The following is a 22,098-nucleotide window of genomic DNA, read 5'->3' as shown; positions in this document are numbered from 1 at the left end:
GGGGGATGTCTCAATGGCCCCGGGGACAGTCCCCGCGACATCTTTTTCAGCACAAATATAAAAAGTACGTGCGCGAAGTTTTGTGAGCCTGCACAGTTAGTACTTAGCGGGGGACAGTCCCCGGGGCCTGTGCAAGTAATCACCACCGAGCAACCCCCTGAATGGTTACGTTACAGTTTTTGCAGATCAGTTTTTTTCTGCAGCCAGTCCGTCAGTTCGTCAAATGGTCTGGGCTTGAGGATGAAGTAGCCCTGGGCCATATCGCAGCCCAGTTCTTTGAGCATGTCCAGGCTTGTCCGGCTTTCCACTCCCTCGGCCACTACCTGTAGATCAAGGTTGTGCCCCAGGTCTATGATGGACTTGACTATTTTGCGGTTGTTGTCGTTTGAATCCATGTCCATGACGAAGCTGCGGTCGATTTTGATTATTTTCACCGGCAGATCCCGCAGGTAGGCAATGGACGAGTAGCCTGTGCCGAAATCGTCTATACCCATGGGGATGCCCAGGCTGTCCAGGTTTTTCAGGACCCTAAGGCCCTTTTGCGGAGCGCTCATGAAGGCGCTTTCGGTTATTTCCAGTTCCAGGCAGGAAGCATCCAGGGCATGATTTTCAATGGCGGATGAGATCTGGGAGGGGAGATTGTTGTCCTGGATATCCCGCACCGAGAGGTTGATGCTTACAGGGATGCTGATGCCGATGGCTTTCCAGTGCTGCAGGTGCTCCATGCTCATGCGGATAACCCTGGAAGTGAGCTCTCTGATGAGGCCGCCCTGTTCAGCCAGAGGGATAAACTCCTCGGGGGATATGAATCCCCGGGTGGGGTGGTGCCACCTGATAAGGGCCTCAACGCCGCAGACCCTGCTTGTATGCAGGTTTATCTTGGGCTGGAAATAGAGGGAGAGCTGATCATGCTGCAGGCCCTTTTTGAGTTCTGACATGAGGTTTAAGCGGTTGATTCCCGAGGATTCGAACTTGGGATCATACACGGCATACCCGGTTTTCATGCGCTTGGCCGCATACATGGCCATGTCCGCACGACTGAGGATCTGCCCCAGGGTTTTGCCGTGCTCCGGAAATATGGCTATACCGATGCTGACATCCAGAAGAAGGCTTTGCCCCTGAAGCTCGAACGGCCGGGCCATGGCCTGGATCATCTGGCCGGCCCTTTTTGTAGCCAGCTTCCTGACGTCATTCCCGGTGAAGACCAGGGCAAACTCATCTCCGCCCAGCCTGCCAAGAGTCTCACAGTCGTCTGTCAATTCCTGCAAACGGTCACCGACTTGCACCAGGAGCCTGTCCCCGGTCTGATGCCCCAGACTTTCATTGACCTCCTTGAACATATCCAGATCCACCAGGATAAAGGCGGCCTGGCACTGATCGTTGGTATGCAGGCACCAGCGGATCTGTTTTTCCAGGTTCTTAAAAATCATGTCCCGGTTGGGCAGGTGCGTCAAACGGTCATAGCTGGCCTGGGCCTCAAGCTGCCTGGTTCTTTCCTGAACTATTTTTTTCAAGTGGATATTGCTTTCTCTAAAAAGCTTATACAGTTCAAAGCTTTCCAGTTGATTGGCACTGCTGGACAGGACAATAGTCAACAGCCCCCAGGAAACATCCGGCACAGTATGTACCTCGGCATCTACAAGCCCCACAAACATACCCCGGACCCTGGCGCTTGTTGATAGCACGTGCAGAACAATATTTCTGTCTTTGCAGGATCCGGCAAGTATGACCGGTCTTTTTTCCCGCATGGCCCAGGGAAAGAAGCCCTTGTCAATAAGCCGGCCTGTTTCCTGAGCAAGGGCTTCATTGTATTTGGCCGGGGTCATGTAAGCGGGGTAGAAATCGTTGTACTGTTCGTCCACCAGATAGATTCCCAGGGCCTGGAAGTCTATGAGCCTGGCAATGCGGTTGCATATCTCGTCCAGGATAAGGGAGGGGCTTTCCAGACTGCTGATGCGGGGCTGAAAGTCTATGAGACTTGCTGCCAGCTCCAGGGCGTCCAGGGTAAAGCGGTTGATCTCTTCCTGGTGTTCGAGCCTGGCCTGCAGATCTTTTATCTGTTCTGTGCTGTCTTTATCCTGCATTTATTTCTGCCCGAAAACGATCATTTGTTGTCGAAAAAAAGCTGAAAAAGGTTGTCCGCCTGGGACTGCATGAGTTTGGCCGTCTGAAGCAGCACCGCAGGGTCAAGGTTGAGGGCGTCCCAGCTTTCCAGGTCCGGAGCCGGGATCATATATTCTCCGCTGAAACCCATGAGGCACCCGCTGGAGAGCACATTGGCCATGTTTACCAGGGTGGTTTCAATGGGAAAGCTGGATTTGCCAGGACTATTGTGATGCCGGATGCTTTGCTCGAGCTTGAGGGGCAGCTTCCAGTTCTTCATGATGGCTGCGCCCAGCTGGGCGTGGTCCTGGCGAAAGAATTTCTTTTCCGCCCGGGCAAGCTCAAGTTTTTCTGTTGCCGCCAGGTGCATGGACCAGAGGGTTTCCCTGGGAAAGTAACGCAGCATGAGCAGACGTCCTATATCGTGCAGCAGGCCGCAGATGAAGATGCTTTCGGTATTGGACAGGTGGCGGTACTGGGCCAGGGTCTTGGCTCCTATGGCGCAGGCCAGGCTGTGTTTCCAGAAGCCCTTCATGTCGATGATGTCCGGGGAAATGCTCTTGAAGCCCGAAAGCACGGTCACTCCCATGGCCAGCATGCTCAGCTGCCTGGTGCCCAGGATGGCCACTGCCCGGCTGATGGTGTCGATCTGGGAAGGGAAGCCGTAAAAGGCGCTGTTGACAAGCTTGAGCAGCCTGGATGTCAGGCCCTGGTCCTTGCTGATAATATCCGCCAGGTGCCTGGCGGAAGTCCTGGGGTCCTGAATGGCCTCCTGGATCTGAAAAAAGATGTCCGGCAGGGAAGGCATCCTGGTTTCGTCCCGGATAATGACCGAGGGGTCAACAGGCTCGCCCCTGTTACGTTCAGAGGGAGGAGTATGGTTGTCCAGGGCCTCATGCCAGGCATCTGATGTGTAGAATCCCCCCGGGTACCTGCATTTCCAGAGGATGAATATCTCCAGGAGCTTGCGGCTGACTTTATGCTGGGGATCGTAGTGGGGGAATCTTTCCAGTATCTGGGAAGCGGCCTTGCGGCGTTCTTCCCTGGAGAATTCCTCGGGCTCGTCGTCCTGTTCAGCCCCGTCTCCCTGAACCGTTACTTCGCTGACCCCCCAGATCTTGAAAATACGCAGGTGCTTTTCCTGAACGCTCAGGCCCTTGCCCAGGAGAAAGCGGCCGTTGAAGTCCCGCACATCATCGTCCAGGACCATGCCGGGTTTAATGTCGTCTACCAGAATTCTGCCCATTGGCCCACCTGTAAGCAAAATATCCTGAAAATGCAATAGCAGTAATCTTTAAGCACAACCGGAGCTGAAAGAAATTTGTAAGTGTTCTCCTTAATGATATGACCTCCCAGTGGTCCGGAAATTCGGCAAACAGGAGGTAAAAACTCGCTCCAAGGAAGCGTAAATCAAAACCTCTTCAAGTTTTTTCAACCAGAAAAGCTTCAATTATATTATGCTTTGAATCAAGTTGAGTGTTTAACGGTTTTGATCAACGCTTCCTACGTCGCTCAGACAGTTTACGCCCAGTTTGCCGAACCCCCGGCCCCTGGCTTTTCGTCCGCAGGTTCTGAATAGTTACAGAAATTTTTGAAATGTATACAGCGAAATGTCACTGAAAATAACGCTCATGGAAGAAACACCGGCCAAGGGGCAGAAACTCCGGTATATCGTAGTGCCTCTTTTTTATTTGGGCCAGTACCTGGCTTTGGTAAGAAGAGTAATCAAATCCCCGTCCCAGCGCGACAGCAAAGGAAGTCTCCCGGATCTGGATCCGGCTGGGTTCCAGGAATTCAAAATACGGGCTTAACCGGTCTTTGTCCAGATCGTCATCCCGGGAAAGAAACAGGATGTCCCTGCCGTCAAGCTCCCTGAAATCCGTTATGCGGTCATCCTCGCGCCCGTACCTGGAACCGGTGCCCAGGACCCCCCAGTAGTGGCTGGAATAGTAGGAAAGTACAGCGGACCTGGAGTAGCTGGGTGTGGCGTAATAATCGGCCCTGTAGGAGTCCAGCTTTTCTGCAACTTGGGCCGGACGCAGGTAAAAGACGGCGTCCCGGTAAAGACCCGATCTTTCCTTGATTATCTCCAGAGGCACAAGCAGGGCTGCTGCCACCAGCACGATATGCAGCAGGGCATACCCCAGCATGAATTTGCGGCCCAGGATCAGGGATTTGCCCGGCAATGCAGCGTAGATTACATATAAAAAAGGAACAAAGCCCAGGATCCAGTGTGCACCCACGGAGTAAAAAAGGGAAGCGGCGAAGAACACGGCCAGGGGCACAAGGGCGGCAAAGGCGAAAAGCCCTTGTCCGGAACTGCGTATTCTGCTTAACACCTGACTGCGGTGCCTGAAAAGCTGGACCAGAAGAACAGGGGAGACCACCCAGGCCAGCATCCCCAGGAGGATGAGTGGCTGCATGGGGCTTAACTCGGCGTCGCCTCCCCTGCCTATGAAGTTGAACATTATGTTCACCCAGCAGTGAGTGTAATTCCAGTACAGGTTGAATGCCACCAGAGGCAGGCAGCCCAGAAGGACAAGCCCCAGCCGGGGAAGTTTTTTCAGGCCGCCGGTCAGGAAATAAAGAATATATGCCAGGAGCAGCAGGGCGGCGAAATACTTGGAAAGAAAGGCCAGGCCAAGGAGGATGCCCGAAAGTATATACAGAAGGTTGCTGTTTCTGGTTTCAGCCCGGTGCAGGGCCAGCACGGATAAAAACATGGACAGGATAAGCGCGGTATCAGTGGTGACCAGGACACCCAGAAGAAAGACCGGAGTAAGCAGAAGGGTGGATGCGGCCAGCAGGGCCTTGGTGCGGTCGTGATCACTCAGGATCCTGTATACTCCCCAGACCAGGACATAGCTGGCCAGGATGGAAGGCAGGCGCACAAGGATCTCGTGCCCGGATATGTACATGCACAGGTGGATCAGCCACCCGATAAGGGGGGGGTGGTCATAATACCCCGGAGCAGGGTGCTGGGCCCAGATTACAAAATAGGCCTCGTCACCGGTCAGGGGAAGTGTCCCGGCCAGGATGAGCTTCAGCGGCAGGGACAAAAACAGGGCGAAATAAAAAAAGTCTCTGGCCTGGATGTAGTTCATTTTTTGTAACTATTAAAAGGTTGTTTTTGCTCTTACAATAAAAATCGGTGTCGGTATCGGCATCGTAATCGAAACCGGAGGCGAAATCATGTGGAACGCCAACAAAATTTTTGGATACCGATCCCGATACCGACGCCGACCCCGACAAAAGCATTATCATGGGGAATAAATTGTCATTTGTTGCCCATTTCCAAAAGGGGCAGGAAGTACTCACTGACTATATGGACATGCGCTTGAATATTTTCTCGGGAATGCTTTTTATCACCAGCATGATCCAGCGCCAGATCCACCGGGTATAGATTATGTCTCTTTTTTTGGTGATGGCCTGAAAAATATCCCTGGCTGCCTGCTCCGGAGTAGCGGTGAGCCGGGGGGGCAGTTCCAGGTCCCTGGTCATCCTGGTTCTGACAAAGCCAGGTTTTACGGTGATCACCCGGACCCCGGATCCGTGCAGCCTGTTTCTAAGGCCGCTTAGAAAGATACTCAGGCCGGCTTTGGCGCTGCCGTATACATAGTTGGCCGCCCGGCCCCGGTCGCCTGCAACGGAGCTTATCCCGGCCACAAACCCTTCTTTTGCCTGTTCCAGGCGGTTGGCGGCCACAGTGAGGATGCTTACGCAGCCGGTATAGTTGGTATGGATGATTTTTTCCCACTGCTCACGGGAACTGCGGGCCAGGGACTCATCCCCCAGGACTCCGAAGGCCAGGACTACTCCGTAGGGCCTTGTTTCAAGGCTGTCGTAGAAATCTTCATGGGAAGCGAAATCCAGGGCATCGAAATAAACTCCCCGGGCCTTGATGGCGTATCTGATTTCCAGGTCCCGGGCGTCTTTTTGCAGCTCTTCCAGGTTTCGCCCGGCCAGATACAAATCATACTTTGCCGCGCCCAGTTGGTGAGCCAGGGCCCTGGCTATGTCCGAGCCGGCCCCCAGGATCAGTACGGGTTTTGACATAATCCAAGCCTCCTGGATTGCAGGGAACTCAATTTGTTTTCCGGGTCAAGCCTTTTTTTCAGCTCTACAAATTCCTTTGCCCGGGGATACCCCTCCCAGAGCATGTGTTTTTTCATCCTGGCGTCCTTGGCCAGGTAGATTCTGCCTCCGAGCTTTTGCACCACCCGGTCCAGAGCGTTTAACAGGGAAAAGACTCCGGGACGGATTGGAAAGTCCAGGGCCAGGGTGTAGCCGGGCTGGGCAAAGGACAGGGGACCCTGTCCTTTGCCCAGAAGCTTGAGTACTGCAAGATAGGGAGGCTGGCCAAAGGAATTTATGTGCTGCAGAATTTTTTGCAGCCCTGACCGGGATGTGGAGCGGGGCAGGACAAACTGATACTGCAGAAAGCCTTTTTTTCCATAGAGGAGGTTCCAGTTGGAAAGAGCATCCAGGGGGTAGAAAAAAGATTCAATGCTTGAAATTTCGTAGCCCGTACGCCTGGATTTGCGGTGGAAGTAGAGACTGTTGAAGGCTTTAATGCCTGCTGGGGTCAGCGCCCTGAAAGGAAGGGTGAAAGGAATGCTTATGCCTTTGCAGCCCGGGGGTATAAGCTGGCTTTGCGGGGCTTCATGGGACCTGCAGTGCTCACCGTGCATAAAAAGGCCGCGTCCCAGGTGCCTGCCCCTTTGAAGGCAATCCATCCAGGCCACTGTGTAGGTGCTCTGGTGATGGCTGTCAAAAAAACTCATAAGTTCGTCCAGGTCGTAAGCCGGGATGGTTTTCTGGCGGATAAATACGGATTCCAGGGGCATGAGGCTTATCCTGGCGGAGAGTATCAGGCCCAGAAGTCCCATGCCGCCGCAAACGGCCTGGAAAATTGCCGGATTTTCATTTTTTGAGCAGACCAGGACATGGCCCTGGGGGGTCAGGAGACGCAGGTCCAGCACATGCCGGCCCAAGGCTCCATGCAGGTGGTGGTTCTTGCCGTGTACGTCGCTGGCGATGGCCCCGCCCAGGGTTACGCGGCTGGTGCCCGGGGTGACCGGCAAAAACCAGCCGTGGGGGATGATGACCGAAAGTATCTGGTCCAGGCTGGTTCCGGCTTCGCATTCCAGTATGCCTTTTGCGGGATCCAGGTGGATAAAGCGCCTGAAGCCGGGGGTGGAGATGATGTTTTCACCCAGGGAGCAATCCCCGTAAGAGCGGCCCAGGCCGCGGGGGATGCACCTGTCTGTCTGCCCCAGGATATCCCGGGCTTCTTCCTGGGATCTGAAGCTGCGCATTGCGGCCTCTACCCGGGGACAGTTGTTCCAGTTGGATACCAGCAAGTCTGTGCATCTCCATGAAAGAAAGCATCTTACGCCGGGGTCAATGTTATGTCCCGGCAACAAAAACCCATTTTTTGTCCAGCCTGTACTTGAGGACATAGCCGATGGTCAGTCCCAAAGCGCCTCCCACGTACTTGGCGTGTTCAAACTCGAACAGATGGTGAAACCCGATTTCAGTGCCCCAGAATATCAGGGTGGTGAACACCCCCATACAGGAGTAAAGAAAAAATTTACAGGTGTCATCGCAGAAATCCCTGGAAATGTATCTGAAAATATACCTCTTGTCCAAGACGTACTTGGTCAAAAGCCCGGTGAAAGTACCACATGCCAGGGCCAGGTAAAGATCCAGGGGGCCCTGGTACAGGCTGAAGCTGATCATTTGCGTGCCCAGGTTGACCACAATGGCAGCTAAGGCGAACAGGGCGTATAAAAAGGCGGTTGTCATGTCAGGGTCAGGATAAGAAAGAATAACAGCCAGCAGGCAACGGTTATCTGCATGAAGCGGTCCTCAAGCATAACCCGGGTGGGGTTGCCTCCTCCCTGCTGGACAAATACGATCTGCAGGTAGCGCATGATGCCCAAAAGAACAAAAACAGCACTCAGGTACAGGTGCCTGGATTCGAAACGGTCCTGGACTTCCGGGGATATGGTGTACAGGATATAGCTGACCAGGGTTACGGCGGCCATGATGATCATGGAGACGTTGACGAATTCCAGGTTGTAACCGTCAATACACTTGCGTACATCCCTGCCCTCGTCTGAGAGCAGCACGTCGTCCCGGCGTTTGGCCAGGGCCAGAAACAGGGCCAGAAGGAAAGTCATGAGCACTATCCACATTGAGGCCTGCACTGTTGCGGCCACTGCACCGGCAAAGATCCTGAGCACGAAACCTATGCCTATGATGAATACGTCCAGGACGGCTACGTGTTTTAACTTCAGGGTGTAACAGGTATTCAGCAGAGAATATCCGGCCAGAATGAAAAATATTCTCCAGTCCAGGACAAGGCCCAGGCCAAGGCCTGCAATCAGAAGAACAGCCATGCAGGTATAGGCCTCGGGAATGGAGACCAGGCCGCCTGGCAGGGGGCGGAATTTTTTGACCGGGTGCCTGCTGTCTTCATTGATATCCTTTATGTCGTTGAAGATGTAAACACTGCTGGCTATCAGGCAAAATGCGGCAAAAGCGGTAAATGTCCTGAGAAGAGGCTCAGCTTCCAGGAAACGAAAGGAAAAGAAAAGAGGTGCGAATACAAACAGGTTCTTAATGTACTGGTGAGGTCTTAATAAGGATATGTAGGCCTTGTTTATCATGTATTGGGGCTGGGGGATATATATTGCAGGGTATAACTGGTAAAGAGTATGCTTTAAGAATGACTACTCCAGGCAAAGTTCCCTGGCAGGGATTGATTGAAGCTGCTGGTCCCAGTAAATCTCCAGGGTGCCGCTGCCGGGATCTGGCCTGGGGAACTCGTCTTTACTCCGCCGGCTAAGGCGCAGGTACAGGCAGATGAGGCCCAGTATTTCCGGATCGCTTTCCTGCTTCAGGGCCTTCTGGACCTGGTAGGTAGCTTCCCTGGACAGTACCGGATCACCCTGGGCCAGTCTGGCCAGTCCCCAGAAAGCCCCCCGGCGAAGGGGAAGGTATTCAAGATAATTGTCACTGCCCGTGTCCCCCTGGACCAGGTAAGAAAATAAAATGCGCCTGTACTCCCGGGCCAGTCCCTGGTGGCGGGCCATTATTTCGCCCATGCATTCAGGTGATCCCCATCCTATGCCTCCGGATTCGTCGTTTAAGGTCCACATGAATCGGCGCATGACAATGCGGGCCTGTTCCGGGTCGTTTTGGGCAAGCCTGCTTACTGTAACCCCTATGGCGGTGACCGAGTGCCATTTTATCAGCTTCCGGGGGCTTAAAAGGGCTGCATATAAAGCCCCCAGAAGTTTTTGGGCGGGGTACTGCATGAGCTCCGGAAGCACCTGATCAATATCCCGGTTCTCCAGGAGAAGGGGGACCTTTTTTTTCAGTTCCCTGTAACCATGTTGCTGACTTTTTTGCTGCATGGCTTATGCCTGGGTTTTGGCCTTGATGGCTGATGCCAGGTTGCGTCCCAGTTCCTTGCACTGGGCCAGTTGTTCGTGTGCAGGTACAAACTGGGTCCGATAAGGCTTTTCCGGGAGTTCGAATCCGGCCTCTTCCAGGACTTTGGCCATTGCTCCGGGAGCTTCACCGCTCCAGCCGTAGGACCCCAGGGCCGCTCCCAGCCGGTTTTTGGGTTTCAAGCCCTTCATGTAGGTAAGAAAATCCGACATGAGGGGAAGCATGCCGTTATTGTGGGTGGGAGAGGCGCAGACCAGGGCTGCTGCATCGGAGAACTCGCCCATGACATCACTGTGATGAAAAGACTTAAGAGACATGACCCTGATGTCTATGCCTTCTTCAGTGAGGGCATCGGCCACTGCCTTGACCATCTTTTCGGTGCTGCCCCACATGGTGTCGTATACCAGAACAGCCTTGGGCTTGAGGGTCTGGGCGGCGAAATCCGCATAGGCCTCCAGGATTTTTCCTGGGTGCGTGCGCCAGATGACTCCGTGGTCCGGGGCGATCATGTCTATTTCCAGGCCTGCCTTCTGCACTTTGTCCAGGAGCTTCTGTACCAGGGGGGAGAAGGGCAGGATGATGTTGGTGTAATAGTGCCTGGCCTCGGAAAGAAGAAGGTTCAAATCGTGCTGGTCGTCGAATATCTTCTGGCTGGCGATGTTCTGGCCGAAAGCGTCGCTGGATATGAGCAGTTTGTCTTCAGGTATGTAGGAAAACATGCTGTCCGGCCAGTGCAGCATCCTGGTTTCCATGAAGGTGACGTTTCTCTTGCCCAGGGAGATGCTTTCTCCGTCCTTGACCACCTGCAGGGGCCAGTCCTTGTTGTGGAAGTGGCCGTGGATGGATTTTTCACCCATGGAAGAGCAAAATATTTTTTCCGGTTTTATATTGTCCACCATGAAGGGAAGAGCTCCGGAATGATCCAGTTCCACATGGTTGACCACAATATAGTCGATTTCCTCCAGCTTTACCAGGCTTCTGACCTGATGGTAGAGGTCCCACTTGAATTTTTCGCTTACAGTGTCGAAAAGGGTGATCTTGTCGTCCAGAACCAGGAAGGCGTTGTAGGTGGTGCCCCGGCGGGCCATGGCATAGCCGTGAAAGTTCTTGAGGTTCCAGTCTATTGCACCCACCCAGTAAACGTTTTTTTTGATTTCGATTGCTGGCATTTGTCCTCCAGAGAAGCCTTAAGGGAATGAAAAGCCCCGCTGGACCGGCCAGCGGGACTCTTTGGAAGTTCTGTAATTATTCAACTCGATTTCTGTCTGCTTTTATCCCGTAACGGGTATTGGTGTCGGAATTCTGTTCCGGGCCGAGAACGGAATCAGATATGAGGCCATGTGATTGTGGGGTGTTACAGGTGTTTTTGATCCCGGTACCGACCCGATGCCACTGATCTGCAGTAAACAGTTGCGAAGGTCTCAGCCTTCAGGGGCAAAATCGTCCTTGGCTGCTCCGCATACCGGGCAGACCCAGCTGTCAGGCACATCTTCGAACTTGGTGCCAGCTGCTACTCCGTTGTCCGGATCGCCGGCGGCAGAATCATAGACGTAACCACAAATTGTACATACCCATTTTTGCATGATTTCCTCCGGTGCTGGTTAAAAATTGCACTCATGGCTGCTGTGCAGCCTGATTTGCTGAGAGATCCTTTATTCTTCCCTTGCTGACCCGGGGCCGGCCAGGGGGCGGAAGTTTTTGGTTGATGCACCGCATACAGGACATTTCCAGTCCTCAGGCAGGTCCTCAAAGGCGGTGCCTTTTGGGGTTTTATTCTTTCGGTCACCTTTGTCCGGGTCATAGATACAACCACAATTGGTCATCTGGCATTGCCACATCTCTTCTGGCTGGGCCATTTTAAACTCCTGGTGCATGGTTTCTTAGACTGGATTACCGTATACATGGCGCTGATGTAACCATTCAGGGGGTGCCGCAACGGCCTGGGGACAGTCCCGCACTTATTTTTTGATGAACAATTGACAGTTGTAAGCGCTAGAAAATAAGTGCGGGACAGTCCCCACCAGACCTCGTGCCAGGAGCTACAACTGAGTGCCCCCTGAATGGTTAAGCGCTGATGTATCTGCTTCTGGCAGGTCATGACAGTTTTTTTGCGTATTGCAACTTCTATTGCCGGCTTTTAAACCGGCAACCGGGGGCTTTGCAAGGTGCCTGGTTGCCGGGTATGATTAACAGTGTTCGCAAAGAACCTCGAAATGAGCCTGGGGGTGAGCACAGGAAGGGCATTCCCCGGGGGCTTCGGCGCTTTTGTGGGTGTAGCCGCAATTCTGGCATTTCCAGGTGACTTCCTGGTCTTTTTTAAACACCTTGCCCTGTTCTATGTTGGCAATGAGGGTGCGGTACCTGTTTTCATGGAACTGCTCGGATACCGCTATGGCTTCCATGGCCACGGCCACTTCCTCAAACCCTTCTTCTCTCGCTGTTTTGGCGAATTCGGGATACATGCTCTGATGTTCGTGATTTTCTCCAGCAGCGGCCTCTTTGAGGTTCTCAACAGTGGACCCTATTTTGCCGGCAGGGTATGCAGCCTGAATTTCCACCTCGCCGCCTTCCAGGAACTTGAACAGCCTTTTGGCGTGCTCTTTTTCGTGATTGGCTGTTTCTTCAAATATATTGGATATCTGGACGTAACCGTCTTTTTTGGCCTGCTTGGCGAAATAGGTGTAACGGTTACGGGCCTGAGATTCACCGGCAAAAGCGGTAAGGATGTTTTTTTCAGTCTTGGTGCCTTTCAAGGATTTCATAAGTAATCAACCTCCTGGGTATTTTGTTTTAACTTCATAAATTGATGAACAACCAATACAGTATATACATGAGGACCAGTCAAACTGATCCTCAATATTCGACATCAGTGGAGTGGATAAACCGTTTTAACGCGCAATGCAAACAAAGGCCGGGATGCTTAGTTGTTTTCCCTGTTGCAATCCGGACATACCCCCAGGAGTTCCAGTCTTACCCCGGTGATCAAAAAGTCTGTCTCCACCCGGGTCAACTGGTCCAGATCCAAGTCGGGCTCCTGGGGAGCGTCCTGTACCTTGCCACATCTGGAGCAGATAATGTGCAGATGAGGATCGGGAATCCCGTCGAATCTTTTCTGATCCCCGCAGGTTTCTATCTTGCTGATCATTCCCTCTTTGGAAAGAATGTCCAGGTTGCGGTAAACGGTACCAAGACTGATATTGGGCAGTTCGCTGCGGACCTCGTCATAAATCTGCACAGCTGTGGGGTGGCTGCGTGACTGCTTAAGCCTTTCCAGTATGATCTTTCTTTGTTTTGTCAAGCGCATATTTATCCTTCCTTTTTAGGAATCGTTATTGTTATTCGGGCTTTTGTCAAGTATTTTTTCTGGGTTAGAGGCAATCGATATTAATACGGGATATGGAGGATCTGTGTTGAGTTGTCTTTTTTGCCACACAAATTGCGCCAGACGCGCGGCAGGGAGTGAAGGCCGGAGATGCAGCCCCTGAGGTGGCAAAAAACAGAGTCTGCGCGTCTGTGCATGCAGGGCGGGTGCTCAAAAATAAAAGGCCCGGGACGACATATGCGCTCCGCGGGCCTTGAGTGCTTCAACGGGAAGACCGGCCGGAATCTTAGTCCACGACAATCACATCTTTTATGTTTTCATAGATGCTTTCTCCGATTCCGGATACCTGCTTGATATCCTCCTTTTCCTCAAAAGGGAATCGCTCGCGGTGCTCCACGATTCTCTCTGATAGAGCCGGGCCGATGCCCTGGAGGCTTTCCAGTTCCTGCTGATCAGCTGTATTGATATTTATATGGTCTCCGGCCATTGACGATGCCGGAGTCAGAAACAGTGTCAAGGCGAAAAACAGTATAACCACTTTCAAGCTAAACTTAATCATAAGAGCCTCCTAATTTTCAGGTGATTCGCATGTCCCGTTGAAGTCGAAAAAACAGAGCGGAAAAAACTGATAGTTAGAGTTCAGCATAAATAACTGTTTGATATGTATTATAATTATTATTAGATTAGCATATAAGGATCAGAAATGCAAGTATCTGTTAAGTATTCAAAAAAGCAGGATCAAAACCACTGCCGGAATATCAGTTTGGGTGTAACCATTCAGGGGGGGCTGGCCAGGAGGACTGTCCCCGTGCTACATGCAAAGCGCTGAACAGGTACCTGCCGGGAGAAGGGATGCAGGCCGTGCCGTAATCATAAAATGATAAGACTGTGTGATAGATAAATGCTGATTCTAGATTGCTATCAAAATGATTTTAATCAGCGTAGATCAGCGAGATCAGCGGCTAACATCTTTCTTCTTCATGCAACTGATAACATCAAAGGCAAAGAATCTTGGCCGCTGATTGCGCAGATCTCCGCAGATAAGAAAAGCATTGCCAAAAGGTTTGTAGTGATAAACATTAAGATCATCTTGATTGCAAATTAAAATGATATGACTGAAGTGAAATTTTATCTGCCTGTATGGGCTCTGAGCTGCCGGGTGTTTTTTTGCTTTGATCTTCGACGCAAGAAAAAACAGCCCCTGTCCGCACGCGGGCAGGGGCTGTTTTTTCAAGTATGGTATCTGTTTAGACTTTTAAGGTAAGCAGGGTACAGGCAACCCGGCCTTATTTTTAAAACCTGTCAATCTTCCTTCAGAAAAATAAGTGCAGGGAGGGCAGGTCCCCATGCCGAATCCAAAGCGCTGAACAGATAACAAGTTTAACTGACTGAGCTTTAAGACAGGCAGGTACTATTGCATTTCTTTTCGTACCTCGTCCATAATCCTGCGGGCTTCTTCCAGCTTTTCCTTTTGTTCTTCGGAAACCTGGGAGCCAACGTAATCAGCTTTTTGAGAGATCTCCTCGAGCATACCGCCAAGGACCATGTTTCTGACTACATCAGGCAGGTCTTCCAGTTCTGCGATGCGCTCATCCATATCCTCAACCTTGCCTTCTATGCCTGAAATCTTTTCCTCAGCCTTCTGGAGGTCGTCGGCAGTGCCTTCAGCTTTCTGGGTGACCTGGCGCATATCTGCCTGGATATCGCGCATTTCACTGTCGACTTTTTCATCGATATCCTGGACCATGGTCCTGGTTTCCTCGATAACCTCCACTTTTTCGGAAAACTCCTGTACCTTGGAGTTGACCGTGTAGTAAAAGATTATCAGCAGAAATACAGCCAGTACTGCAACCGCAAGGGCGACCTTGCCCATATCCTGCTTGACATTGCTGACCTCATCCGGAGTAAAAGAGGGATTGCTACCTTGTTCCTCTCCCACGGGCTTTACTTTCTCCTGGGACATTACCTGAAAACCTCCTTTTAAGAATTTGGCTTTTTAAAGCTTTGAGATACCACCCACTTATAGATTTTCCACAAAAAACCGTGATAGCCGGAGGCTGATAACGTGGTCAGCCCCTGAGCATTCCGGACCACTTACCAGCCTTTTAAGGCTCATTACCTGAAAGTGCAGAGCATAGCAAGTTTAAACTGCCGGCAAAATGTCCAGCAATAAAATTTATAATTGATCCGTCCTGGGAACACTTTGATATTGATTTTTTTATCAGGAGGTTTAAAATCGGTGTCTGTCGAGTGGTGACAGTTCAGCCATTTGCATGTGGCACTGGGGACTGGCTCTACCAGCACTTATTTTTAAAACCTGTCAATCTTCCTTACAAAAAATAAGTGCGGGGCATATGTCCCCTGCTGTCCTTGAAAAAAGGCTAAACTGTTACCTCGAGTGAAGGTTAAGTCAGCCCCCCAGAAAAGTGGGGTTGTATACTTTTTAAACTATACGAGGGTGTTATGGCTTTAAAATTTAAAAAGGGTTTCTGGCTGGCTCTGGTTCTTATTCTGGCCGTTGGTGCGGGATACGTATACATAAACTACGTGGACAAAGAGGAGCCCGTAATCGGCATTGAACCCGAGGTGAGTTACACAAATGCTGAAAAGCCCTTTGAAATCCAGGTGCATGATCCGGGGCTGGGTCTTAAACACGTTGAAGTGAAGGTGATTCAGAACGGCGAAGTTAAGAAGTCGGTTGATGAGGAAATTGAACCGGGAATCAACGACCTTGAAGCAAGCCTTGAACTGCCGGATCTGGACCAGGGAGAATTCGAACTCCAGGTGCGCGCCGTGGACAGATCCATTGTAAACTGGGGGCGGGGCAACGAATCCCTGGCTTCCAGGAAGATGGTCTTTGACAGCATTCCACCTTCAGTCTCTCTGGTGTCCACAACGCACAACCTCAACCAGGGCGGTGCCGGCCTGGTCATCTATTCCCTGTCCAAGGAAGTGGAAAAGACCGGGGTTCAGCTGGGTGAATATTTTTTTCCAGCTTACCAGAAACCAGACGGCAATTATTACTGCCTTTTTTCCTTTGCCTATGATGCTGATCCCCAGGGGGACACCCCCAGGGTCATGGCGCAAGACAAGGCGGGCAACAGGCAGGTTACCGGCTTCAACTATCATGTAAACGCCAGGGATTTCAGGCAGGCCGAACTGAACATAAGTGATGGCTTCTTAAGGTCCCAGATGCCCCAGTTTGAAAGCAAGTTTCCGGATGAAAACGATCCCTTGGAGATATTTTTAAGGGTCAACCGTGAATTAAGGGAGCAGAACCGGGACAGGGTGCAGGAGATTTCTGCCAGAACATCTCCCGATTTCAGGGTCGAAGGCCCTTTGAAGCGCAAGCCATCTGCGTTTATGGCCGGTTTTGCTGATCACAGGAGTTATTATTATGAGGGTGAAAAAATTGACCGCCAGGTGCACCTGGGGGTGGACCTGGCTTCCACGGCTCAGGCTCCGGTGCCGGCGGCTGAAAGGGGCGAGGTGGTTTTTACCGGGGATCTGGGCATATACGGACAGACAGTGATCCTGGATCACGGCCTGGGGCTGCAGACCCTTTACGCACATCTGAGCAGCATTGACGTAAGCGAAGGGCAGGATGTTGCCAGGGGGGAAGATATCGGCAGAACCGGAACTACCGGCCTGGCAGTGGGGGATCACCTGCATTTCGAGGTTCTGGTATCGGGTGTACCTGTGAATCCATCCGAATGGTGGGACGGCACCTGGCTGGAAAATAACATATTCAGTAAAATAAGTGATTAATAAGGCAGTAAGTAGAAATAATTAAGGCAAGGACATGAAGCCCGATTCTCTTATTCAAGTCGAGACCGGGCTTCATGGCTGAGCTTAGCGCCCCGCTTTCGCGGGGCCAAAAAGCGTGAAGGACAGTTTTACAGAAGGCGGAAGCTGTTTTCCAGTTCCAGTTCCTCCTGGTGCTCTTCTATCTGGCTCTGGCCTCCAAGAATACTTATGACACCTTTGTCTTCCCTGAGGGCCTGGTCCAGGGCCTGTCCAAATTCCCGGAAGTTTTCCACTGAAGCGCCAAGTATCTCATCTCTTATATTCTGGCGATATTCGTCGGTAATATTGGCCAGAAAGCGGATCATGGATGAAAAGCCTTTGGCGTCCGGCAACTGGTAGCTGTCCATTTCCCCTACAGCGCCGATAACCGCCTTTTCCACTTCTTCAGGGTCCAGGTCCGGCCTGGAAAGGTAGGCCCCGGAGCCGGCAAAGGCCTGCAGTGTTTTTGTAATGTTGGGGTCGCGGTAGGAGGTAAAGGCCATGACATTGTTGAAATGGTCGTAGCTGCTGAAGGCTCCGTAAGCTCCCCCCTGGACCCGGATCTTGTCCCAGAGCCAGCTGGCACGCAAAAACCTTGTAGCTGCCATGGATGACCCGTGAAAACGGTAGGATCCTGACTCCAGGTCCACGGCCCGGCCTACGTAGTTTACCCGGGCCGGTATATAAAGGGCCTCGTTGCCGGGAGTGCAGCTCCATTTCCAGTGCTGACGGGACGCCTCTTCCCGGGGGATCTCTTGCAGAAAGTCCTGCAGGTATTGGCGGCCCTGGTCCAGGGCGTCTTCTTCGGCGGTGATATTGACCAGCATGCTGCCTTTATGTACCAGCAAAGACTTGATGCCTTCCAGGTCGGAAAGGACCTGGTCCCAGTTTTTCTCTATTTTTTCCAGAAGATGTCGTAGAAACAGCAGGTAGGTCACACCGGACATATGTTCCTGGGCCCAGTCCGCTTCCGAGTACCTGGCCTTGAGGCGCATGCCCACCACCCGGTGTCCCGCAGGCACCAGGGCCTGCTCCAGGCCGGATTTTTCTTCCAGGACCATCTGTCTGAAACGTTCTTTATTGTCCAGCTTGACCTGGGTGAGAATGTCCCTGAATATTTTGAACATGTCCGGAACTTTTTCCGGCAGGGATTTGCCACGTAGAAAAAGCCGGCAGGTGCTTTCACTGCTGCCGCGTACAGAATGGGAAAAAGGCACCGGGACAATGCCTCCGGTGAGCTGCCTTATCCTGGTGGTCAGGGCGGTGTAGTCCTGGCTGAAGGTGCCTATCTCCAACAGGGCCCTGCCGAAAAGCGGTACATAGGACAGGTATTTCTGGGGCAGAAAGTGCAGATCCATTCCCAGATCCAGGTAGAAAATCCCTGAGGTGGGCTGCGGGTGCATGAGCAGGGTGGCTTCTTGAACCTTCTCTTCCCTTCTGGGCACGGTGCGGATTTGTGGTTCCATATCCGACCGGGTAAGCCTGGGGATTCTGGCCAGTTCTTCCGGGTCGTCGGGTTCTTCCTGCCATTTCATGAGCTTCTGGGTGCTTTCCACCAGTTCCTGCATCTGTTTCTGGTCCAGTTGTTTCCTGGCTTCTTCCAGGCGCTGGTTTTCCATTTCCTGGATTCTGCGCTCCATGTCGCTGTCGGGCCTTAGAAGAACCACAGTCCTGTGGGTATTATCCAGGAAATGTTCCTGGATCAGGTTTTCAAAGACCTTCTCCCCCTGTTCCAGCCTCAGCTTTATCTGTTCCAGGACGTCGCTGAATTCCAGAAGGGAAAAAGGGCTTTCATCGTAGAGCCAGGTGCTGAGCGCTCTGAACATCACTGCCAGTCCCCGGGGGAAGGATCCGGTGTTGTTTTCGCGCAGGGCGAACTCCACGCTGCTCATGGCGGCCTGGACTATTTCCGGGTCGATACCGTTGCGGGCCAGGTCCTGCAGGGTCTCCTGGATGAGAGCCTCCACCCGGTCCAGGTTTTCCGGGGGCACTCCTTTCATGCCTGTGGAGTAGTACATTTGAAAAATGTCGGTCTCCAGGCCCACCCCGGCCAGATCCTCGCCGAGACCGGACTCAATGAGCCTCCGGCGCAGGGGTGAAGCAGGCATGCCGGTGAGGATGAAGTCCAGGATGCGCAGCCCGAGATTCAACTGAGGATAGCTGGTTTCCGGCAGAAGCCAGTTTATGGTCAGGTAGCACCTTGGATCGCTTTCGTCGGTGGCGCTGTAGCTCTCCTCCACCCTTTTCTGCATGTCGGTTCTGGGCTGGGTATTGACCTGCGAATTAACATCCAGGGGATCGAACTGATCCAGAAATTCTCCCACCCGGTCCAGGCGCTCCTGCTCCGGGTCGTCGCCGTAAAAGAAAATCCAGGCATTGGATGGATGGTAAAACTTTTTGTGAAACTGAATGAAGTCGTCGTAAGTAAGGTTTAAAATTTCCTCGGGGATCCCTCCTGAATCCAGTCCGTAAGTACCTTGAGGGTACAGGGACTGCTGGGAGTACTCGGCAAGGAGGCTCTCCGGCGAAGAGTATGCGCCTTTCATCTCGTTGTAGACAACCCCCTTGAATTTAAGGGGAGCGTCCTGAGAGGGCAGCTCATAGTGCCAGCCTTCCTGGGCAAACACCTCCGGGGGGATATTGGGGAAAAATACGGCGTCCAGATATACGTCCATAAGGTTGTACAGGTCCTGCCGGTTCTGGCTGGCCACCGGGTAGCAGGTCTTGTCCGGGAAGGTTATGGCGTTTAAAAAGGTCTGAACCGAGCTTTTCAAGAGTTCCACAAAGGGTTCCTTGACCCTGTATCTGCGGGAACCACAAAGCACTGAATGCTCCAGGATGTGCGCCACCCCCGTGTTGTCCCTGGGCGGGGTGCGAAAGGTGATGCCGAAAACTTTGTTTTCATCCTGGTTGGTCATGGACAGAACCCTGGCCCCGGTCTTCTGGTGCTCGAAAAGGCGGGCCAGGGAGTTGATTTCCGGGATGTGCCTTTCTTCCACGAGGCGGAATCTATTGGCTTGCTGCACTTTTTCCTCCGTATGAGAGATTTTGTCTAAAATTGTTCAAAGGCTACCAGCATAAATTGAATCAGAGATAAACTCAACCTCTGGCGGGTTCCCTGAATGGTAAAAAAGCATGGAAGAGTCCGGGTGCTTACTGAATCGCGGGATGGACAAGCACAATTATTTGGGCTAAATTTTGCGGGTACAAAGTCAGTACTCAGCTTTTTCCGGACTGTTTCAGCCGGGCTGTCTGCTTTCAGCGAACCCCGAACACCTGTAATTCAATGGACATTATATCTTCCTGTTCCCAGGTTCAACAGACCTGCATGCAGGCCAGGCATTCCGGCAGGACCCTGGCCCTGGTGCCCACCATGGGTTATTTTCATGAAGGGCATTTAAGCCTCATGCGCTGGGCCAGGGAATACTGCGACCTGCTGGTGGTTTCTCTTTTCGTCAATCCGGCCCAGTTCGGTGCCGGAGAGGACTATCAGCATTATCCCCGGGATCTGGACAGCGATGTTGATGCGGCTCTGGAGGAAGGGGTGGATATACTCTTTACCCCGGGCCGGGACAGTCTTTATCCTGAAGATTATGCTACCTGGGTGGAGGTGGAGGGACTGTCCGGAAAGCTCTGCGGCAGGTCCAGGCCCGAGCATTTCCGTGGCGTGGCCACTGTGGTCTGCAAGCTTTTCAACCTTACCTGTCCGCACAAGGCTGTATTCGGGCAGAAAGACTGGCAGCAGCTGATAATTATCCGCAAGATGGCCAGGGATTTAAATATTCCCGTGGAAGTAGTGGGCAGGCCCATTGTGCGCCAAGAGGATGGACTGGCCATGAGCTCGCGGAATGCTTATCTGGACCCGGAGCAGAGAAAAGCCGCGCCCATGGTTTACCAGGGTCTTTTGTATGCCCGGGAAAGGTTTGAGTCGGGCCTTACAGACCCTGTTCAGCTGGAAATGGAGCTTAAAAATTTTTACCAGAAGAATCTTCCCCAGGGAGAAATCGATTACGTGCAGATAGTGGACTGCAATACCCTGGACAGGCCGGGCACATTAAAGCCCGGGGCATTGGCGGCAGTGGCCCTGAAGCTTGGTCCAGCCAGGCTCATTGACAATATTCTTCTTGGTTAATACTGCAATATATTGTCAAAAAGCCCCGCAACGGCTTTTCCTATAGTCTTTTAACAGCAGCAGACAGCAAGAGATAAACCATCAACCATGCCTTTACGAACTTTTTTACAGGCCAAGATACACAGGGCCACACTGACTGGAGCATGCCTGGACTACGAGGGCAGCATATCAGTCTGCCCGGAACTGTTGGATATTTCAGGAATCATTCCTTTTGAGCAGGTGGATGTGTACAACCTGGACAACGGGGAACGCCTGACTACCTATGCAATTCGCGGAGAGCCCGGGGAGATTAGGCTCAACGGCGCCGCGGCCCACAAGGGCAGCCCGGGGCAGAAAGTAATCATTGCCGCCTACTGCCTGCTGGATTCCCGGGAGCAGCAGGAACATGTCCCCAGTGTGGTCCTGGTGGACGGGGACAACAAGGCAAGGGGGCAGCAGCATGGATGATCGCCGGGAACAGTTGTCCCTTTTCGGCCGCCTGCGCAAGTTTCTGAAGGTGAATATCCTGGCCGGGATTCTGTTTCTGGCCCCGATAGTCGCCACTTTTCTCATTTTAAAGGTTACCATAGAATGGATAGACCGTATCCTGCTCATCATACCCCCTGCCTATCGCCCGGAGAATTTCATGCCCTTCCCGGTCCCGGGGCTGGGCCTGATTCTGCTTTTACTTGTACTGATTTTTTCCGGGATGTTTGTCCGCAATTACCTGGGCAAAAAGCTGGTGTATATATGGGAGCGAATCGTTGAGCACATCCCCATAGTCAATAAGATCTATACAGCGGTAAAGCAGCTTCTGGACACCATAGCCAGGGGCACGGCCAAGGACTTCAAGCGGGTGGTGCTTATAGAGTATCCCAAGGAAGGAGTATATGCCATGGCTTATGTTACCGGGATAGCCGTGGGTGAATTGCAGGAAAAGACCAACAGGAAAATGGTCAATGTATATGTGCCCACGACTCCCAACCCTACATCCGGATTTTATCTCATGGTGCCCGAAGATGAAACCATCCCCCTGGACATGAGCGTGGAGGATTCCTTCAAACTGCTTATGTCCGGCGGGATACTAAACCCGGAAAAAAAAGTCTAAAAGGTTTAAATATGTTTTTATCCAGTAAAAACTATGTGTTTACCTCCGAGTCCGCCACCGAAGGTCATCCGGACAAGGTGGCGGATCAGATTTCAGATGCAGTGCTGGATGCTATTCTGGCCCAGGACAAATACTCCAGGGTGGCTTGTGAGACCTTAGTCACCACGGGACTTGCCTTTATTGCCGGAGAGATCACCACCAGTGGAT

Annotated in this window: 21 protein-coding genes; 5 read left to right on the top strand and 16 right to left on the bottom strand. The window is 52.3% G+C overall.

Annotation, left to right across the window (positions count from 1 at the left end; all coding sequences use genetic code 11):
• Positions 1-170 precede the first annotated feature (170 nt).
• From D5S03_RS10245 to D5S03_RS10175, 15 genes are all read right to left on the bottom strand, one after another.
• A complete protein-coding gene (locus D5S03_RS10245; RefSeq protein WP_287043842.1) occupies positions 171-2,084 on the bottom strand; it encodes a bifunctional diguanylate cyclase/phosphodiesterase in 1,914 nt (637 codons plus the stop codon).
• Between the two features lie 20 nt (positions 2,085-2,104).
• Positions 2,105-3,349 carry an HDOD domain-containing protein gene (locus D5S03_RS10240; RefSeq protein ID WP_287043840.1) on the bottom strand — a complete coding sequence of 415 codons (1,245 nt, stop codon included), beginning with the start codon at positions 3,347-3,349 and terminating at the stop codon, positions 2,105-2,107.
• 367 nt (positions 3,350-3,716) lie between these two features.
• Entirely contained in the window at positions 3,717-5,207 is a 1,491-nt protein-coding gene (locus tag D5S03_RS10235; protein ID WP_287043838.1) for an ArnT family glycosyltransferase, read from the bottom strand.
• A gap of 217 nt (positions 5,208-5,424) precedes the next feature.
• Positions 5,425-6,159, bottom strand: coding sequence for an SDR family oxidoreductase (locus tag D5S03_RS10230; RefSeq protein WP_287043836.1), 735 nt, complete (start codon positions 6,157-6,159; stop codon positions 5,425-5,427).
• Complete coding sequence (locus tag D5S03_RS10225; RefSeq protein ID WP_287043834.1) at positions 6,141-7,466, bottom strand: FAD-binding oxidoreductase; 1,326 nt, start codon at positions 7,464-7,466, stop codon at positions 6,141-6,143. The genes D5S03_RS10230 and D5S03_RS10225 overlap by 19 nt, the downstream gene beginning before the upstream one ends.
• A 46-nt stretch (positions 7,467-7,512) precedes the next feature.
• Positions 7,513-7,911 (bottom strand): GtrA family protein, encoded by a 399-nt coding sequence (locus D5S03_RS10220; RefSeq protein ID WP_287043832.1) that lies wholly within the window; start codon positions 7,909-7,911, stop codon positions 7,513-7,515.
• Complete coding sequence (locus tag D5S03_RS10215; RefSeq protein ID WP_287043830.1) at positions 7,908-8,777, bottom strand: decaprenyl-phosphate phosphoribosyltransferase; 870 nt, start codon at positions 8,775-8,777, stop codon at positions 7,908-7,910. Before D5S03_RS10215 ends, D5S03_RS10220 begins: the two co-directional genes overlap by 4 nt.
• Positions 8,778-8,840: 63 nt before the next feature.
• Complete coding sequence (locus tag D5S03_RS10210; protein WP_008870210.1) at positions 8,841-9,527, bottom strand: DVU0298 family protein; 687 nt, start codon at positions 9,525-9,527, stop codon at positions 8,841-8,843.
• Between the two features lie 3 nt (positions 9,528-9,530).
• Positions 9,531-10,733: an FprA family A-type flavoprotein gene (locus D5S03_RS10205; protein ID WP_287043828.1), complete on the bottom strand. Its 1,203-nt coding sequence runs from the start codon at positions 10,731-10,733 to the stop codon at positions 9,531-9,533.
• Between the two features lie 252 nt (positions 10,734-10,985).
• Complete coding sequence (gene rd / locus D5S03_RS10200) at positions 10,986-11,147, bottom strand: rubredoxin (RefSeq protein WP_008870212.1); 162 nt, start codon at positions 11,145-11,147, stop codon at positions 10,986-10,988.
• A gap of 69 nt (positions 11,148-11,216) precedes the next feature.
• The gene (locus tag D5S03_RS10195) at positions 11,217-11,420 is read right to left on the bottom strand and encodes a rubredoxin (RefSeq protein ID WP_008870213.1); all 204 of its coding nucleotides are present in this window, start codon (positions 11,418-11,420) and stop codon (positions 11,217-11,219) included.
• 330 nt (positions 11,421-11,750) lie between these two features.
• Positions 11,751-12,326 (bottom strand): rubrerythrin, encoded by a 576-nt coding sequence (gene rbr, locus D5S03_RS10190; RefSeq protein ID WP_008870214.1) that lies wholly within the window; start codon positions 12,324-12,326, stop codon positions 11,751-11,753.
• Positions 12,327-12,484: 158 nt separating this feature from the next.
• Positions 12,485-12,868, bottom strand: a complete 384-nt coding sequence (locus D5S03_RS10185) for a Fur family transcriptional regulator (protein WP_008870215.1) — start codon at positions 12,866-12,868, stop codon at positions 12,485-12,487.
• A gap of 304 nt (positions 12,869-13,172) precedes the next feature.
• A complete protein-coding gene (locus tag D5S03_RS10180; RefSeq protein WP_008870216.1) occupies positions 13,173-13,445 on the bottom strand; it encodes a ComEA family DNA-binding protein in 273 nt (90 codons plus the stop codon).
• 852 nt (positions 13,446-14,297) lie between these two features.
• A complete protein-coding gene (locus tag D5S03_RS10175) occupies positions 14,298-14,849 on the bottom strand; it encodes a hypothetical protein (protein ID WP_008870218.1) in 552 nt (183 codons plus the stop codon).
• A gap of 500 nt (positions 14,850-15,349) precedes the next feature.
• Between D5S03_RS10175 and D5S03_RS10170 the strand changes: the two genes are divergently transcribed.
• Positions 15,350-16,654: a M23 family metallopeptidase gene (locus tag D5S03_RS10170; protein WP_008870219.1), complete on the top strand. Its 1,305-nt coding sequence runs from the start codon at positions 15,350-15,352 to the stop codon at positions 16,652-16,654.
• Between the two features lie 128 nt (positions 16,655-16,782).
• Here D5S03_RS10170 and D5S03_RS10165 read toward each other — a convergent pair whose 3' ends face one another.
• A complete protein-coding gene (locus D5S03_RS10165; protein ID WP_008870220.1) occupies positions 16,783-19,698 on the bottom strand; it encodes an insulinase family protein in 2,916 nt (971 codons plus the stop codon).
• A 260-nt stretch (positions 19,699-19,958) separates the two neighbouring features.
• On the opposite strand from D5S03_RS10165, the gene panC reads away from it, so the two are divergent.
• The 4 genes from panC to D5S03_RS10145 form a co-directional block, all read left to right on the top strand.
• Complete coding sequence (gene panC, locus D5S03_RS10160; protein ID WP_287043822.1) at positions 19,959-20,804, top strand: pantoate--beta-alanine ligase; 846 nt, start codon at positions 19,959-19,961, stop codon at positions 20,802-20,804.
• Positions 20,805-20,891: 87 nt separating this feature from the next.
• Positions 20,892-21,251, top strand: a complete 360-nt coding sequence (panD, locus tag D5S03_RS10155) for an aspartate 1-decarboxylase (protein WP_287043820.1) — start codon at positions 20,892-20,894, stop codon at positions 21,249-21,251.
• Entirely contained in the window at positions 21,244-21,891 is a 648-nt protein-coding gene (locus tag D5S03_RS10150) for a DUF502 domain-containing protein (RefSeq protein ID WP_287043818.1), read from the top strand. The genes panD and D5S03_RS10150 overlap by 8 nt, the downstream gene beginning before the upstream one ends.
• A gap of 11 nt (positions 21,892-21,902) precedes the next feature.
• A partial coding sequence (locus tag D5S03_RS10145) for an S-adenosylmethionine synthetase N-terminal domain-containing protein (RefSeq protein ID WP_287043816.1) occupies positions 21,903-22,098 on the top strand: 196 nt, incomplete at its 3' end.

The sequence above is a fragment of the Desulfonatronospira sp. MSAO_Bac3 genome (assembly GCF_003838035.1).
Taxonomy (GTDB): Bacteria; Desulfobacterota; Desulfovibrionia; order Desulfovibrionales; family Desulfonatronovibrionaceae; genus Desulfonatronospira; species Desulfonatronospira thiodismutans.
This window is presented reverse-complemented; position numbering and strand designations above follow the sequence as displayed.